A 15,662-nucleotide genomic window follows, 5' to 3' on the forward strand; every position below is an offset into this window, starting at 1 on the left:
AAAGTTCACTGCCCTACGCGAATGGGCTGCACACGTACGGGTACCGGGAACGTCCGGGACAGACCACCGCGCGCGGTTACCGGCCGCCTCCCCGGAACACCTCGATGATGGTGCGGAACAGCACCCTGATGTCGAGCCACAGCGACCAGTTCTCGATGTAGTAGTTGTCGAACCGGGCCCGGTCCGAGATCGGGGTGTCCCCCCGCAACCCGCTGACCTGGGCGAGCCCGGTGAGGCCGACCGGCACCCGGTGGCGCATCGCGTAGCCGGGGTATTCGGCGGAGAACTTCTCCACGAAGTACGGCCGCTCGGGTCGCGGCCCGACCACGGTCATGTCGCCACGCAAGACGTTCCAGAACTGTGGCAGCTCGTCCAGCGAGGTGCGGCGCATGAACCGGCCGAACGCGCTGACCCGCTGGTCACCCGCGATGGACCACTTCGTCTGGGACTCGGTCTCGTCGTGCGGCCGCATCGTGCGGAACTTGATGAGCTGGATCGACCTGCCGTCGCGCCCGATGCGCTCCTGCCGGAAGAAGATGCCGCGCCCGCCGTCGAGCCGGGTCGCGATGGCGCAGAGCAGCAGCACCGGGCTGAGGACGATCAGGGCGAGCGACGCGAAGACGATGTCCGACCCGCGCTTGACCGCCCAGCGCGGCCCGGACAGCGTGGTGTCGGCGATCCGCACGACGGGTACCGCGCCGACGTGGTCGGTGAGGGTGCCGTGCGCCCGTGAACCCCAGAGCCGCGGCACGACCCAGAGGTCGCAGCCGGCACAGCCGGGCTGGCGCACGATCTCCATGAGAGTGGACTCGGCGCAGTCGGGGTCAGCGATGATGATGACGTCGCACAGCGTCCTCGCGACGGTCTCCGGCAGGTCGTCCAGCGTCCCGACCAGCGCGCCGGACACCATGTCCCGGCGGGCGGCGGAGTCGACGTGGCCGGCGAAGCGCAGCCCGTACTGGGGGTACCGCTGGAGCAGTTCGGCCAGCGCGACGCCGATCGGGCCGTTGCCGATGATGACCGCGTTGTGCGCCACCCACCGGCGGCGACGGGCGAACAGCGCCGCGTTCCTGGTCAGTACCCGGCCGAGGATGACCGAGACAGCCGAGGCCGGGATGCCCTGCAGGAAGTTGGTGCCGTACCCGACGGACTCGTGGCGCACGGCCGCGACGACCCCGATGACGGCGGCGGCGGCCAGCAGGCGGCCGCACAGGTTCGGCAGCTCGTCGAGGATGCTGATGTGGCGGCGCGCCCGGTACAGGCCGCCGGACGCGAAGAAGACGATGGTCAGCGCGGCAGCGGACAGGGTGCCGCGCCAATACTGGGTGCTGACGGTCAGCGGTACCAGCAGGGCGAGCAGGTCGACCGGCGCCGTCAGCATCCAGGCCCGCAGCGGCCGGGTACGCGCGGCGGTGACCGCCCGGCCCGCGGTGGCAGCCCGGCCCGCGGTCGCCGCCCCGCCAGCGGTGGCTGCCCGGCCCGCGGGCGGCGCGTCCCGCCGCACCACGGCGGGATCCGTCGGCCTCCGCCCGTTGCCGGCGTGCGGACGGGGGCGCGGCCGGGGAATCACCGGTCGGTCGTCGCCGAACCGCGCGGAGTCGCTCGACCTGTCGTCGAACCGCGCGGCATCACTCGACCTCTCGTCGAACCGCCCGGAGCCGCCCGACCTCTCGTCGAACCGCCCGGGACCGCCCGACCTGTCGTCGAACCGCCCGGGAACACTCGACCTCTCGTCGAACCGCCCGGGACCGCCCGACCTGTCGTCGAACCGCCCGGAGCCGCGCTGCTTCTCGTCGAGGCGCGCGGGGCCGTGCGGCTTGTCGTCGAGCCGCGTCCCATCTGGACGCGTCCCGTCGTGCGGCACGGTGCCGCCATGCGACAGCGTGCCGTCGTGCGACACCGTGCCGTCGTGCGACACCGTGCCGTCGTCGAGCGGCGCGGCCGTCGCCTCGCAGCTGCCCACCGGCGGCGTACCGGCGATGTCCATCGTCTCCCCCGTTCCGCCGCAGGCCCCCGGCCGGCGGCGGCATCTGGGCGGGTGCGGCCCGCCCGCACCGCCGGGTGCCCGGCGGCCTCGGTCACTGCTTCATCGCGGCCATGATCGCGGGGACATTGTCGTCGCGGACGGCGTTGAAGAGCACCTTCGCCTTCGCGGTATCGGCGAAGACCACGCTCTGGTCGCCGACCTGGCCGGTGCCCTTCGACGGGCTGGTGAAGAACGTCAGGTTGCCGCTGCGCAGATTGCGCAGCTCGGTGGCCTGGCTGACCAGCGAGAGCGTCTGGTCGACCTGCACGGCCTTCGCGGTCGCCCGGACAAAGGAGTTCAACCTGGCGGGGTTGCCCAGCACCCCGGCCGAGGCGGCCTTGTCGAGAACAGCCTTGATCATCTGCTGTTGATGCTGGATCCGGGCGAAGTCGCCGTCGGCGAACGCGTAGCGCTCACGCGAGTAGTCCAGCGCCTGCGCGCCGTTCATCCGCTGCATGCCCTGGTTGAAGTGCCGGATGTTGGAGGGGTCGAGCGAGTGCGTGGAGGTGAACGCCTTGTCGACGTAGATGTCCACGCCGCCGAGCGCGTCGATGATCTCCTTGAACCCGGAGAAGTCGACGAGGACGACGTGGTCGATGCGCACCCCGGTAAAGCTCTCCACCGTCTGCACGACGAGCGGGACGCCGCCCCAGGCATAGGCGGCGTTGATTTTCGCGTCGACGTTGCCGTGCTTGCCATCCTGCGACCGGGGGACGTGCACCCAGGTGTCGCGCGGGATCGAGACGAGCTGCGCGCTCCCATGCCCCTTGGGCAGGTGGGCGAGGATGATGGTGTCGCTGCGCGAGCCCCCGGTGTTGTTCGGGTCGCGGGTGTCGCTGCCCAGGAGCAGCAGATTTTCCGCGTCGGCCGCGACCTTGACCGGGCGCGACTGCTCGGGCACGCCGCTGAACGCGTTGACCCGCTTGACGCTCTTGTCGACCGAGTGCACGTAGAGGCCCGCGGCCGTGACTCCGCCGGCGACGAGCACCACGAGAACGATCGCGCAGATGAGGACGATGCGGCGCACCCGGTGCCGGCGGCGGACTGGCTTCTCGACCGGCGCGGCCTCGGTCGGCCGGCCATCGGCCGGCTTCTCGTCGGCGGGCTTGCCATCGACCGGATGACCGTCCGCGGACTGGCCGTCCACGACCTGAGTGTCGACAGACTGAGCGTCGGCGGACTGGCCGTCGGCGGTCACGTCGGCGGACCGACCATCGGAACGGTGAGCCTCATCCTGTCCCGCTTCGGGAGTCGTCGCTTCGGACACTCCATCGTCGGCAGCGGGCGCGGTTGTCTCAGCGGGACCTGAACGGCGTGGCATGCCGCAGATCGTACTGACGGGGTGCGACGGTCCGACGCCCCCGGGTTCGGTACCGCCGGTGGCGACGACGATCCGGCCCGCGACCTGGGGTACCTGGCCAGTACCGGCCGGTCATTGACCGAGATGACGGATAAGGGAACTCTCCCGCATCGCGGTGAAAGTCGGAGACCCGTCGCTGTGCGATGCGCTTCAGACCTGCCCGTCGCCTCTCGCGCCGTCACTTCTCTCGCGCCGCCACCTCTCTTGCGCCGGTCACCTCTCGCGCCACCGCCTTCGCGCCGCCGACGCCCGCCTGCCGGCATCGCGGATCGCGGATCGCGGATCGCGGATCGCGGATCGCGGATCGCGGATCGCGGATCGCGGATCGCGGATCGCGGACATACCTTTATATCTTTCTGCCATCCCCTCCGCGGCGCCGTTGCCGCGTCTCGCCGATGCCCGCCGCGCGTCAGCCATGCCGACAGCCGGGACGACAGCCGGCGCCCAGGCCGGCGGTACCGTTGCGCGATGCCGACGCCGCTGGCTCGTGGTCGCTCCGCGGACGTGTTCGCGCTCGACTCCGGACGGGTGCTGCGCCGGTACCGCGACGGCGCCGACGTCTCGGCGGAGGCCGAGGTCATGGCGTACGTCGGTGGTCTCGGGTTCCCGGTGCCGCGGGTCGACTCCGCGGACGGCACCGACCTGGTGATGGAGCGGCTCGACGGCCCGACGATGCTCGACGCCCTCGTGTCCGGGACGCTCGATCCCGCGGACGGTGGCCGTCAGCTTGCCGACCTGCACACCCGACTGCACGCGCTACCCGCCCGGCTGTCCCGCGACCCGGCCGTCCGCGTCGTGCACCTCGACCTGCATCCGCAGAACGTCATGCTCAGCTCGCGGGGAGCCGTCGTCATCGACTGGCGGAACGCGACCGAGGGTCCGCCGGACCTGGACACCGCGATGACCGCACTGATCATGGCTCAGATCGCGGTCGACCCGGCCCACGACCTCGCCGAGTTGGCCGCCGCCGGAGTGCGCGGCTTCCTCGCCCGGTCCGACGGCGATCCCCGGCGGGCACTCGACGAGGCGGTCGCGCTGCGGGCCGCGGATCCGAACCTCACCCGGGACGAGGCACGGCTGCTCCCGGCAGCCGCGGCGCTGATCGCGGCGCCCGAGTAGTCGCGGCAGGCGGGCAGTCGCGGCAGGCGGGCAGTCGGGAGCAGTTGGGGATGCCAGGCACGCGGGCAGTCGCGGGCCGCCGGGGATGCCAGCGCAGGCGGGCAGTCGTGCGCAGCCGGGGATGCCAGGGCACGCGGGCAGTCGCGGGGCGGCCGGGGAGGCCAGCGCAGGCGGGCAGTCGCGAACAGCCGGGGATGCCAGAGCACGCGGGCGGCCGGGAGGCCAGGGAGAGTCGCAAGCGGCCGGGGTGACCGCTTCGCCGGTCTTTAACCCGCCGTTGACATCCGGGCGCTAGCATGCCCGGGTCCGGGTGCCTGAGCCGCGGATCGCCGCCAGGTCCGGCCACCGCACCCGGCATCGGGGCCTCCCGGCACCCGGCTGACCAGGCCCGGTCACCCCGGATCCGGTCCCTGACTTGACGGCCGGTAAGCTGCCACCCGAAGCACGTCACTACGGGGACCAGGAGGCTGGGGTGTTCGCAAGACTAGGACGGATGGTGGTTCGCCATCCCTGGTGGGTCATTCTCGGTTGGATCGTGGCGGCAGCGGCGATCATCGCCCTGTCCCCCGGCCTGACCTCGACCACCGATGAGTCCAGCTTCCTGCCGAGCCACTACGAGTCGATCCAGGCGGCCAACGTCCAGTCCAAGGCGTTCCCGCAGGCGTTCACGCCCGACGCGATCATGGTGTTCGAGCGCCAGGACGGCAGCGCCCTGAGCGACCAGGACGCGGCGAAGGTGGCCGCGATCGCGAAGTCGCTGTCGGACAAGCAGATCACCGGTGTCCGGCAGATCGTGGCGACCCCGCCGTCGACGAACAAGCTCATCCAGACGGCCGCGGTCGCGATGGTCGAGCCGAAGGGGCCGGCCGACAAGACGCAGACCAACGCGGTCTCCACCATGCGCTCCGACCTCAAGCCGCTGGTCGCGGATACCGGCCTGAAGGTGGGCATCACCGGCGCGGCGGCCCAGCAACTGGACTCGCAGAAATCGGGCAACCGGGCCGAAGCGATCGTCGGGCTGGCGACCATCCTGCTGATCATCGTGCTGCTCCTGGTGATCTTCAGGAGCCCCGTCGTCGCCCTGCTCCCGGTCATCACCATCGGCGTGGTCTCCCAGGTCGCCACCGGGCTCATCGCCATCGCCAGCAAGGCGTTCAACCTCAAGGCCGACAGCTCGATCAACGAGATCCTGATCGTGGTGCTGTTCGGCATCGGTACCGACTACATCCTGTTCCTGATGTTCCGGTACCGGGAGCGGCTGCGGTCCGGCGAGGATTCCAAGCAGGCCATGATCAGCGCGGTGACCCGGGTCGGCGAGGCGATCGCCTCGGCGGCCGGGGCGGTCATCATCGCCTTCCTCGCGCTGACCCTCTCCACCCTGGGCCTGTTCAAGTCGATGGGCCCGTCGCTGGCGATCGCGGTCGCGGTCACACTGCTGGCCGGCCTCACGCTGATCCCGGCGGTGGTCTCGCTGCTGGGCACGAAGGTGTTCTGGCCGTCGAAGGCGTGGCGCTCGGCACCGAGCGGGTCGAAGTCGGCGGCCGTCGGTCGGGCGCTCGGCCGCCGTCCGGGGCTGTTCGCCGGCGTCGCCGGCCTGGTCATGGTCGTGCTCGCGATCGGCGCCCTGGGCTTCAAGGCCAACTTCGACCTCGGGTCCAGCTCGCTGCCGAAGACCGCCGAGTCCACCGTGGCCCTCGCCGACCTGCAGAAGGGCTTCCCGGCCGGATCGACCGAGCCGACCAGCGTGTTCCTACGGTCGGACGGTGGCGCCGGGCTGGACAAGTCCACGCTGGCCACCTTTGGCGACAAGCTCAAGACGGTGCACGGCGTCGGCTCGGTGACCGGCCCGCAGCTATCCAAGGACGGCTCGGTCGCGAACTACTCCGTCATCCTGACCTCGGATCCGCAGTCGTCGGCCGCGATCTCGGCGATCGGACCGCTGCGCGACGCGGCGCACGCCGCCGCGCCGCCCGGCACCACGGCCCTGGTCGGCGGGCTCACCTCGGTGTTCGCCGACATCCAGACCGCGATGAACCACGACTACCTGGTCGTGTTCCCGGTCGCCGCGGTGCTCATCATGATCATCCTGGGGCTGTTGCTGCGTAGCCTGGTGGCTCCGTGGTACCTGATGGCCTCGGTCGGTCTGGGCTTCGCGGCCACGCTCGGCGCCACGGTTCTGATCTTCCAGAACCTGCGCGGCGACCCCGGGCTGCTGTTCATCCTGCCGGTGTTCATGTACCTGTTCGTGGTCGCGTTGGGCACCGACTACAACATCCTGATGATCGCCCGGCTTCGGGAGGAGGCCCGGGAGGGCCGCAGTCCTCGCGAGGCCGCGGCGCTCGCCGTCCGGCACGCGGGTCCGACCATCGCCGCTGCCGGCGTGATCCTGGCCGGTACCTTCGGGTCGCTCCTGCTCGCGGGCAACGACATCCTGTCGGAGATGGGCTTCGCGGTCTCGTTCGGCATCGTGATCGCCGCGTTCGTCATGGCGATGTTCTTCACCCCGGCGATCACCGCGCTCATCGGTCACGCCGCCTGGTGGCCGGGCCACCAGGACGAGGCGCACGAGAAGGCGCCGGCCGCCCGGGAGCCGGTGGAAGCCGGCGCCCCTCGGTGACGGAGCCGGCCCGGCCGGGGACATCCCGGCCGGGCCGGATCGGCCCGTAGCGGACCACAGCCGGGCCGGTCCATCAGACGGGCCTGTCCCGGCAGATCAGCGCCACGACGACCGTCGCCGCGCCGGCGAGCCCGATGGCCACCCCGGTCGAGGCGAGCTGGGCGACGAATCCGAAGAGGACGGGCCCGGCTCCCTGCATCGTCATCAGGCCCGCCGACAGCAGGCCGAACGCCTGGCCCCGGGAGCTGGACGGGAGCGCGTCCAGGAAGCGGCGCTGCAGACCCAACGCATAGGCGAAGCCGGTACCGGCGAGGACCAGCAGAGTCGCCACGAGTACCAGGGGCGGGTCGGCGGCGAACGCGACCAGCGGCAGCCCGAGCACGACCACCAGTGGTACGACGAGACGTTCCCGGGTACCGGGGGCGACGAACCTGCCGACGACCAAGTCACCGACCAGCATCCCGACCGGTACGCAGGCGATCAGCATCCCCGCCGAGCCGGGCGGGAACCGGCGGGCGGCCGCGTACGCGATGATCAGCGACTCCCCGCCGACGAAGAACGCCGGCGGCAGCCACTGCGCGAACAGCAGCCCACGCACCCGGGCGTCGGCCAGCAGCCGGCGGTTGTTCGACAGGCTCTGCCGCAGGGTCGAGCCCTTCCGGGTACCGGTTGGCGGCGCGAGGTCGGGCAGGCGCAGGCGCACGGCGAGCGCCGCGACCAGGTGGCAGCCGGCGCTGGCCAGCAGGGCATGGCGCGCGCCGACCGCGGCCACCGCGACGCCGCCGCAGGCGAGGCCGAGCAGCTGGGCGGCCGACGAGGACATGTTGGACAGCGACCGGCCGAGCACGTACGCGTCGCCGGTCAGCACCTCGGCCACCACCCGGGTCGAGGCGCCGCCGAAGACCGGCGTGAGGCAGGCGATCCCGGCGACGATCCCCAGGCTCGCCGCGACCGGCAGGTGCACGAGGGCCAGTACCGCCGCGGTGACCGCCTCCAGCGCATACCCGGCGGCGATCAGGCGACGCGGCCGGATCCGGTCGGCGAGCGTCCCGAGCAGCGCCGCCCCGACCGCCTGCGGCAGGAACCCGATGCCGTACGTGACCGCGGACAGCAACGCCGAGCCGGTCACGGCGAAGACCAGCACGGACAGCGCCAGGATCCGCAGCGTGTCGGCGGCGATCGCCACGAAGCGGGTGGCGAACAGCAGGCGGAACCGGGGCTCGGCGAGCACCTGGCGGTAGGTGGCCCGGTCCCGTTGCGCGGTGATGGTCATGCCGGAAAGCCTGGTGGCGGCCCTCGGATTCGTCGACTGTTACGTCCCCTGGCGTAACATCGGCGCATGCTCCGGTTCCGGGTCGGCGCCGAGGACCTGTCCCACAGCCGGTTCGCGCTGTCCCCCGTCTTCGAACTGCTGAGCCTGCTGCGGATCCTGTCCGGCCTGTCCCGCCGGCAGTTGCCGCCCGACTGGTCGGCCCGGCTGGTCCCGGCGTACCGGCGGCTGCGCCAGGAGTCGGAGCTGGATGCCGTGGTGGCGCTGGAGAGCCGGGGCCACGGGCCGGACTTCATCGCCCAACCGCCGCTCGGCCTCGCGCAGACCTGGGAGGACGACCTCGCGGCGGTACGCGCGAGCGATCCGGCGCGCGCCCGCCGGGAGATCGCGCGCTGCCTGGCCCTGCGGCCGGCCGCCGACCGGCGGGTGCGCGCGACGTTGACCGGCCACGACGCCCTCGAACGGATCTGCGACGCGCTCGACGTGGCCTGGCACGAGCTGCTCGCCCGCGACTGGCCGCAACTGCGCGCGATCTGCGAGCGCGATGTGGTGTACCGGGCCGGACAACTCGGCCGGCTCGGCTGGGCGGGCGCGCTCGACGGTCTGCACCCGCGCCTGCGCTGGCGTGCCGACCACATCGAAGTGCTCCGGGCCGCGGACCACGGCGAGATCTCCCTGGGTGGGAAGGGCCTGCTGTTCATCCCCTCGGTATTCGTGTTCCCCGGCCTGGCGGTGCATTTCGAGGATCCGTGGCCGAAGGCGGTGACCTACCCGGCGCGCGGGGTCGGGGTGCTGTGGCAGCGCTCCTCCGCCACCGATCCCGGCGCGCTCGCCGACCTGCTCGGCCGGACCCGCGCGCGGTTGCTGGGCGCGTTGCGGGAGCCGGCCAGCACCAGCCAGCTCGCGGCGAGTCTCGGCCTCGCGGTGGGTGCGGTCGGGGACCATCTGGCGGTACTGCGCCGTGCCGGCCTGCTGCACCGGGCGAGGTCCGGCCGGTCGGTGCTGTACCAGCGGACCCCGCTCGGCGACGCGCTGGCCAGCACGGCGACGGTGTCCCCCGCGGTCAGACGCGGGCCGGCAGCAGACCGGCGACCAGGTCGCGCACCAGCGTGATGCCGTCCTGGCTGAGCACCGACTCGGGATGGAACTGCACGCCGGCGAACGTGGCGGCCCGCAACGCGTACACGTCGCCGGTCTTCGGGTCGCGGGCGAGACCGACCTGCCCGTACGGGCTGTCGAACCGGTCCCGTTCGCAGCGCGCGATGAACGTGGAGTAGAAGCCCACCCGCGTGGTACGGCCGAAGATGTGAACCTCGCGCTGCATCCCCTGGTACGGGCTGAGCTTGCGGTGCAGGGGCAGTCCGAGTACCGACGCGAGCACCTGGTGGCCCAGGCACACGGCGAGCATCGGGCGCCCCGCGGCCAGCGTCTCCTCGACGAGTACCCGCATCCGGGTCATCTTGGTGTCGGCCACCCGCGGGTCGCCCGGGCCGGGGCCGGGTACGACCAGGTCGAACCCGTCGGTGGAACCGATGCCGGTGTGCGGGCGCACGGTCACCGACATGCCCAGCACCCGCAACTGGTGGGTCAGCATGCCGGTGAAGGTGTCCTCGGCGTCGATGACGAGCACCCGCCGGCCGTCCAGCGCCGGGTCGCGGTACTGGTCGGCGTCGCGCGAGCGCATCCAGAACGGTGCCAGGGTGGCGTTGCGCCGCCGCAGGGCCGCCTGGACCTCCGGGTCCGCGGCGAACCGCACCACCGGCTGGGCCTCACGGCCCGGCGCTTCGTCGCCGCCGGGCTGGGCGTCACGGCCCGGCGCGCTGTCGGGTTCGGTGCCGTGCCCGGGGCCACTGCGCAGGCCGAGCGCCGCCAGTACGCCGGCCGCCTTGGCGTGGGTCTCGGCGATCTCGCGCTCGGGCGTGGAGTGCCGTACCAGGGTGGCACCGACCGGTACCCGCAGGCGTCCCGTGTGGTCGATGTCCGCGGTACGGATGAGGATCGGCGCGTCGAGTGTCTGGCGCCCCGCCGGGTCGCGGCCGATGAGGGCGAGCACGGCGCCGTAGTACCCACGCCCGCGCCCCTCGTGGCGGGCCACCACCCGGCAGGCGTTCTCGATCGGGCTGCCCACGACCGTGGGCGCGAACATGGTCTCCCGCAGGACCTCGCGCACGTCGCGCGAGCCGGTGCCGGCCAGCAGGTACTCGGTGTGGGTGAGGTGGGTCATCTCCTTGAGGTACGGGCCGACGACCTGCCCGCCGCGTTCGGCGACCCGGGCCATCATCTTCAGCTCCTCGTCCAGCACCATGGACAGCTCGTCGATCTCCTTGCGGTCGCTCAGGAACGCGAGCATCTCCGCCTTGTCCGGCACCCGGCCGCTGTGGCGGAACGTGCCGCTGATCGGGTTCATCATGATCAGCCCGTCGTCGACGCTCACGTGCCGCTCCGGGGTCGCGCCGACCAGCGTGCGGTCGCCGGTGTGCACGACGAACGTCCAGTACGCGCCGCGCTCCCGGAGCAGCAGCCCGCGGAAGACGGTGAGCGCGGCCCGTACCGGGTCGCCGTCGACGCCGGCCTCGAAGACGCGGTGTATCACGAAGTTGGAGCCCTCTCCCCGGCCGATCTCCTCCCCCAGCACCCGCGCGACGATCCCGGCGTAGGTCTGGTCGTCGATGTCGAAGGCACCTCCGGTCAGCGTGACCGGCCGGTCGTCGATGGCTCGCAGCACGTCGTCGACGCTCGCCTCGGCGCGGGCGGCGACCCGCAGGACACGCATCGGCGTGCCGTCGTCGACACATTCGAAGCCCCGCTCGCGGACCTGGCGGTACGGGACGAGAGCGAGCACCTCCGGATCGGAGGCCGAAACCGGCGCGGGGATGTCGGCGAGGCGCTCGACGGTCTCCACCGGGCCGGTCAGGATCTCGACGTGTTCGCGCCCCTCGCGGCGCAGCAGGGCGAACGGGACGCCGGTGCGGAACGTGTCGAGCAGTGCGGTGTCGGGCTGGTTGGACATCGGTGTTCCCCTCGGGTCGGGCGGCGGCGTGTCGGGGCGGCCAGCCCGGAGCCCGGGGCAACGAAAAACGACCGCCTCGAAAGGCGGCCGCGGTGGTGTGGTGTCGCGCGGAGAGTGGGCCGCCTGGTCAGGCGGGCCACCAGCAGTTCAGTCGCACGGACACGCGGGGAACACTACGGGGTGCGCGGGCGTGGGGCAAGCACCGGTCCCCCGCGCGTGGAGCGCAGCGCGGGACGTTGGCCGGCGGGGCCGCTCAGCCCGCGCGCTCGACCGGCGTGGTGCCGTCCTCGCCCGTCGTCCTGCCCTCGCCCGTGGCCCCGCTCACGCCCTTCGTCCCGGTCGTGCCCGCCGACCCGCTCGCGTCCGCGGCCCGTCGCTGGCGCCTGCCCCGCGCCAGCTCGGTGGCCAGGGCGTCCATGCGCTGCCCCCAGAACCCGCGGAACCGGTCGAGCCACGCGTCGACCTCCCGCAGCGGTCCATCGTCGATCGCGTACAGGCGGCGGGTGCCCTCGGCCCGCACGCTGGTGAACCCGCTGTCCCGCAGCACCCGCAGGTGCTGGGACACGGCCGGCTGGGAGATGCCGAACTCCGCGCGGATGACCTCGCTGACCGCCCCGGAGGTCAACTCGCCGTCGGCCAGCAGTTCCAGGATCCGGCGGCGGACCGGGTCGCCCAGCACATCGAACGCATGCACGTCATCAACAGTACAAGGCAGGCTTAGATAAGACAAAGCTTAGATTAAGGGCGGCGACGCGGGGGCGGCTCGACAACGTCCCGGAGCGCCAGCCCGATCCGGCGGTACGCGGGCCGCCGCGGCCGGGCCCGGATGGCGGCACCGGGCCCGGCCGGGGAGTCACGCCCGGGTGCCCGGCGGGATGATGCCGAAGATGAGCGCGGTGGAGCCGGCGCCGTCGCGGTTGATGTGGCCGCCGGCCAGGATCCAGGCGCCGGTGGCCGGCAGCGCCGCGAGGTTGGCCAGGATCTCCAGGCTGATCCGGTGCCGCTGGTACACGAGCTTGGAGACGGTGTACGTCTCGTCGGTGCCGACGTCGGGGCTGAACGTGTCGGTACCGGTCGCGCCGCGGTACCCGAGCCGGCCGGTGTCGATCAGCCACTGGACGGTCGGGATCGCGAACCCGGGCTGGTGCAGCACGCCGTCCGCGTCCTGGTTCGGGTACGCGGACGTGCCCCACAGCGCGTCCCAGCCGGTCCAGATGATGACGGCGGACTCGTTGGGGATGCGGCCGTGCGTGCGCTCCCAGTCCTTGATGTCCTCAATGGACACCGCGTAGTCCGGGCGGTGCCGGCACTTGTCCCGGACGTCGATCTTCACGGCAGGCAGGAACAGGTCGGCCGGGTCGAGCTGGTCGGCCAGCGGCTCGCCGGTGTTGAAGTGCCCGGGCGCGCCCCAGTGCGTACCGGTGTGCTCGCCCTCGCGGACGAACTGGAGGAAGTAGCCGTCCTCCGGAATGGTGGCGATCGTCTCCAGGGTGAACGGCGGGTCACCCGGGAACACGTTGGTGGTGGCCGGATCGTTCACGTGCGACAGGCTCACGAACCGCAGCCCGTCCAGCCGTACCGCCGGCCCCGCCGCGTCGGCCGGAGCGCCCGCCGCCACTCCGGCGGCCACCCCGCCCACGACGCCACCGGCCGCGGCCGCCATCAGTCTCCTTCTGTCCACGCGACTCCCAAGTCTCTCGTCCGGGCCGGCACCCGCGCGCCGGCACTCGTCTGTTCGTCCGTCGCCCCCGGCGGCTGGTGCCCGCCGCCCGCGAACACCGCGTCGAACGGCGCCGGCCGCCCGTACCGGTGGCCCTGCGCGTACCGGCAGCCCATCCGGCTCAGCGCGGCGACCTGCTCGCCGGTCTCCACCCCCTCGGCGACGACCATGATGCCCATCTCGTCGGCGATCGAGACCACCGCGCGACACAGCGCGTCCGGCGGCAGGCCGGTCGCCGCGCCGTCGACGATGTCGGTGAGGCTGCGGTCGAGCTTGATGATGTCCAGCGGCAGCTCGCGCAGGAGCGCGAGCGTGCTGTACCCGGTGCCGAAATCGTCCAGCGCCAGGCGGATGCCCATGCCGCGCAGCCGTCGCGCGCTGCGGACCGCGGCGGCCGGGTCGGGGATCCGGCTGCTCTCGGTCACCTCGAGCACCAGGTGGTGCGGCGCCAGCGCGTGCCGGGACAGGCAGTCGTCGGCGGCCAGTTCGACGTCGGGCTCGCCGAGCCGGCTGGCCGAGATGTTGACGTGCACGGTCACGTCGCCGCCGTACTCGGCGAGGTGGCCGGCCAGGTCGCGGCAGGCGCGGTCGAGCACGAAGTCGTCCAGCCGGCCGATCAGCCCGGTGCGTTCGGCGATCGCCACGAAAACCGGAGCCGGCACCGAACCGATGACCGGGTGCGTCCACCGGGCCAGCGCCTCGACGGCGAGCCGCTGGCCGTCGGCGATCCGGACGATCGGCTGGTAGTGCACGTCCAGGCCGGCGTCCCCGTCGCCGGACAGCGCCTCGGCCAGCAGGCCGGGCAGCGCCGGGTCGTGGCTGGCGTCCACGGCGTCCTGCCCGTACGTGACGAACAGTCCCTTGCCGCGCCGCTTCCCGGAGTACATCGCGGCATCGGCCCGGCGCAGCAGCGCGTCGGCGGTCAGGTCCGGCTCGCTGCCGTCGGCGACCGCCGCTCCGACGCTCGCCCCGATCGTGAACGGCCGGCCGACCACCTCGAACGGCTCGCGCAGCGCCGCGAGGACGCGCTCGCCGGCCTCACCGGGCCGCGCGAAGCCGTGCTCGATGAGTACCCCGAACTCGTCGCCACCGAGCCGCGCGACCAGGTCGCGATCGTCCACACAGGACCGCAGTCGCTGCGCGACCGCCCGCAGCACCACATCGCCCACGTCATGGCCGAGACTGTCATTGACCAACTTGAAGTCGTCGAGGTCGATGAACAGCAGCACGACCGGCAGGCCACCCGGACGGCGGCTGTCGCACGCCTGCGCGAGCCGTTCCCGGAACAGCGCGCGGTTGGGCAGTCCGGACAGCGCGTCGTGGTGCGCCTGGTGGTGCAGCCGCCGCTGCGCTTCGGAGAACTGCTCCAGCAGTATCCGGTTGTCCACCAACGTGATCATCTGTCGGAGGACGACGAGGACGACGAGGGCGACGCCCACGTACGCCTCGAACGTGCCGACCCGCCTGCCGGTCAGCGCCCCGCCGAGGACGAACGCGCCGGTGCCGACCAGCGGCAGGTACGGCAGCAGCAGGTGGGCCCACCCGACACGGCGCGCACTGGGCACCTCGGGCGGATGCCCGGCCGGGCCGCGCGGGGTCAGCGCCGCCAGCATGATGAGCACCGGTCCGGCGATGAAGCCGGCGTTGGCGATCGGCGGCATGGTGTCCGCGCCGCTGGCCACGAGGTAGGCGAAGACGCTGTCGGAGCCGGCCAGGCCGACCAGACCGAGGCCGAACAGCACCAGCTGCGGGCGCAGCCGCTGTGGCAGCGGCCGGGTCGCCAGCAGCAGGATCACCATCACGACCAGGATCAGGTCGGTCACCGGGTACGCGATCGCGACCGCGAACGCGGCCCGGGTCGGCGCGCCGGCCTTCACCACGGCACCGAGCGCGGTCGTCCAGGTGAGCACCAGCAGCGAACCGACCACGATCAGGCCGTCGAGCACGAGTACCAACCAGGAACACAGCACCGCACGGTCGCCGGCCGCACGCCGGGGGCAGTCACGGTCCCGGCCGCGCTCTTCCAGGCTCCCGGCGGCGATCGACAGCAGAGCCAGGCACCCGAACACCGGCAGCGTCAGGTAGCCCACGTCGGCCCAGGACGGCGACGGCAGCGGCGTCTGCGCGACGATCTGGTACCACGACCAGATCAGCTGGCCGGCACTCCAGCCCGCCATGCCGATGGCGATGCGCCACCGCCAGGCCCGCTCGACGCCACTGGCACGCCGGGCGGTCCAGGCGCAGGACGCGGCGGCGAGGGCGCCCCCGCACAGCTGCGCCGCGTCGTCTATGATCATGGGAGCCCGGCCGGCCAGCACACCGAAGCTGTCGACGAGCAGAATCGCCGACACGGAAACGGCCGCGAGGACCAGCCGCGCACACAGCCGGGGTGGAGTCATCACCCACCGATCGGGTCGCAGGTATCCGTTGCCGAGGTACCGTACCGCATGCCGCCAAGATGATCATTCTCGATGGATGCCGCGCGTGTCGGTGATGCCGAGCCTCTTCAGTGCCGGTCAGCGGGTTCGGAGCGTGGCGAC

General features: G+C 72.4%; 10 protein-coding genes. 3 read left to right on the top strand and 7 right to left on the bottom strand.

Going from position 1 to position 15,662, the window contains the following annotated elements:
- Nucleotides 1–76: 76 nt before the first annotated feature.
- Complete coding sequence (locus tag Raf01_RS11380; protein WP_239133527.1) at nt 77–1,987, bottom strand: sugar transferase; 1,911 nt, start codon at nt 1,985–1,987, stop codon at nt 77–79.
- Nucleotides 1,988–2,078: 91 nt separating this feature from the next.
- On the bottom strand, nt 2,079–3,173 hold the full coding sequence (locus Raf01_RS11385; protein ID WP_444544545.1) for an LCP family protein: 1,095 nt from the start codon (nt 3,171–3,173) through the stop codon (nt 2,079–2,081).
- Nucleotides 3,174–3,854: 681 nt separating this feature from the next.
- On the opposite strand from Raf01_RS11385, the gene Raf01_RS11390 reads away from it, so the two are divergent.
- Together Raf01_RS11390 and Raf01_RS11395 are read left to right on the top strand one after the other, a co-directional pair.
- Nucleotides 3,855–4,505, top strand: coding sequence for a phosphotransferase (locus Raf01_RS11390; RefSeq protein WP_203917763.1), 651 nt, complete (start codon nt 3,855–3,857; stop codon nt 4,503–4,505).
- A gap of 493 nt (nt 4,506–4,998) precedes the next feature.
- Entirely contained in the window at nt 4,999–7,122 is a 2,124-nt protein-coding gene (locus Raf01_RS11395; protein WP_239133528.1) for an MMPL family transporter, read from the top strand.
- 73 nt (nt 7,123–7,195) lie between these two features.
- Here the strand turns inward: Raf01_RS11395 and Raf01_RS11400 are convergent, their stop codons facing one another.
- Nucleotides 7,196–8,395, bottom strand: a complete 1,200-nt coding sequence (locus tag Raf01_RS11400; protein WP_203917765.1) for an MFS transporter — start codon at nt 8,393–8,395, stop codon at nt 7,196–7,198.
- Between the two features lie 66 nt (nt 8,396–8,461).
- On the opposite strand from Raf01_RS11400, the gene Raf01_RS11405 reads away from it, so the two are divergent.
- Nucleotides 8,462–9,505, top strand: coding sequence for a helix-turn-helix domain-containing protein (locus Raf01_RS11405; protein WP_203917766.1), 1,044 nt, complete (start codon nt 8,462–8,464; stop codon nt 9,503–9,505).
- Here Raf01_RS11405 and Raf01_RS11410 read toward each other — a convergent pair.
- From Raf01_RS11410 to Raf01_RS11425, 4 genes are all read right to left on the bottom strand, one after another.
- On the bottom strand, nt 9,456–11,402 hold the full coding sequence (locus tag Raf01_RS11410; RefSeq protein WP_203917767.1) for an anthranilate synthase family protein: 1,947 nt from the start codon (nt 11,400–11,402) through the stop codon (nt 9,456–9,458). The genes Raf01_RS11405 and Raf01_RS11410 overlap by 50 nt on opposite strands.
- A gap of 253 nt (nt 11,403–11,655) precedes the next feature.
- Complete coding sequence (locus tag Raf01_RS11415; protein ID WP_203917768.1) at nt 11,656–12,096, bottom strand: ArsR/SmtB family transcription factor; 441 nt, start codon at nt 12,094–12,096, stop codon at nt 11,656–11,658.
- A gap of 159 nt (nt 12,097–12,255) precedes the next feature.
- Complete coding sequence (locus Raf01_RS11420) at nt 12,256–13,065, bottom strand: cyclase family protein (RefSeq protein ID WP_203917769.1); 810 nt, start codon at nt 13,063–13,065, stop codon at nt 12,256–12,258.
- Nucleotides 13,065–15,521 (bottom strand): putative bifunctional diguanylate cyclase/phosphodiesterase, encoded by a 2,457-nt coding sequence (locus Raf01_RS11425; protein ID WP_239133545.1) that lies wholly within the window; start codon nt 15,519–15,521, stop codon nt 13,065–13,067. Before Raf01_RS11425 ends, Raf01_RS11420 begins: the two co-directional genes overlap by 1 nt.
- Nucleotides 15,522–15,662: the final 141 nt, after the last annotated feature.

This window comes from Rugosimonospora africana (assembly GCF_016862975.1).
Taxonomy (GTDB): Bacteria; Actinomycetota; Actinomycetes; order Mycobacteriales; family Micromonosporaceae; genus Rugosimonospora; species Rugosimonospora africana.

What these genes read in the sequence shown, in the direction of transcription:
- Raf01_RS11380 (WP_239133527.1), bottom strand. Translation starts at nt 1,987, where the DNA reads ATGGACATCGCCGGTACGCCGCCGGTGGGCAGCTGCGAGGCGACGGCC.
- Raf01_RS11390 (WP_203917763.1), top strand. Translation starts at nt 3,855, where the DNA reads ATGCCGACGCCGCTGGCTCGTGGTCGCTCCGCGGACGTGTTCGCGCTC.
- Raf01_RS11395 (WP_239133528.1), top strand. Translation starts at nt 4,999, where the DNA reads ATGGTGGTTCGCCATCCCTGGTGGGTCATTCTCGGTTGGATCGTGGCG.
- Raf01_RS11400 (WP_203917765.1), bottom strand. Translation starts at nt 8,395, where the DNA reads ATGACCATCACCGCGCAACGGGACCGGGCCACCTACCGCCAGGTGCTC.
- Raf01_RS11405 (WP_203917766.1), top strand. Translation starts at nt 8,462, where the DNA reads ATGCTCCGGTTCCGGGTCGGCGCCGAGGACCTGTCCCACAGCCGGTTC.
- Raf01_RS11410 (WP_203917767.1), bottom strand. Translation starts at nt 11,402, where the DNA reads ATGTCCAACCAGCCCGACACCGCACTGCTCGACACGTTCCGCACCGGC.
- Raf01_RS11420 (WP_203917769.1), bottom strand. Translation starts at nt 13,065, where the DNA reads ATGGCGGCCGCGGCCGGTGGCGTCGTGGGCGGGGTGGCCGCCGGAGTG.
- Raf01_RS11425 (WP_239133545.1), bottom strand. Translation starts at nt 15,521, where the DNA reads ATGACTCCACCCCGGCTGTGTGCGCGGCTGGTCCTCGCGGCCGTTTCC.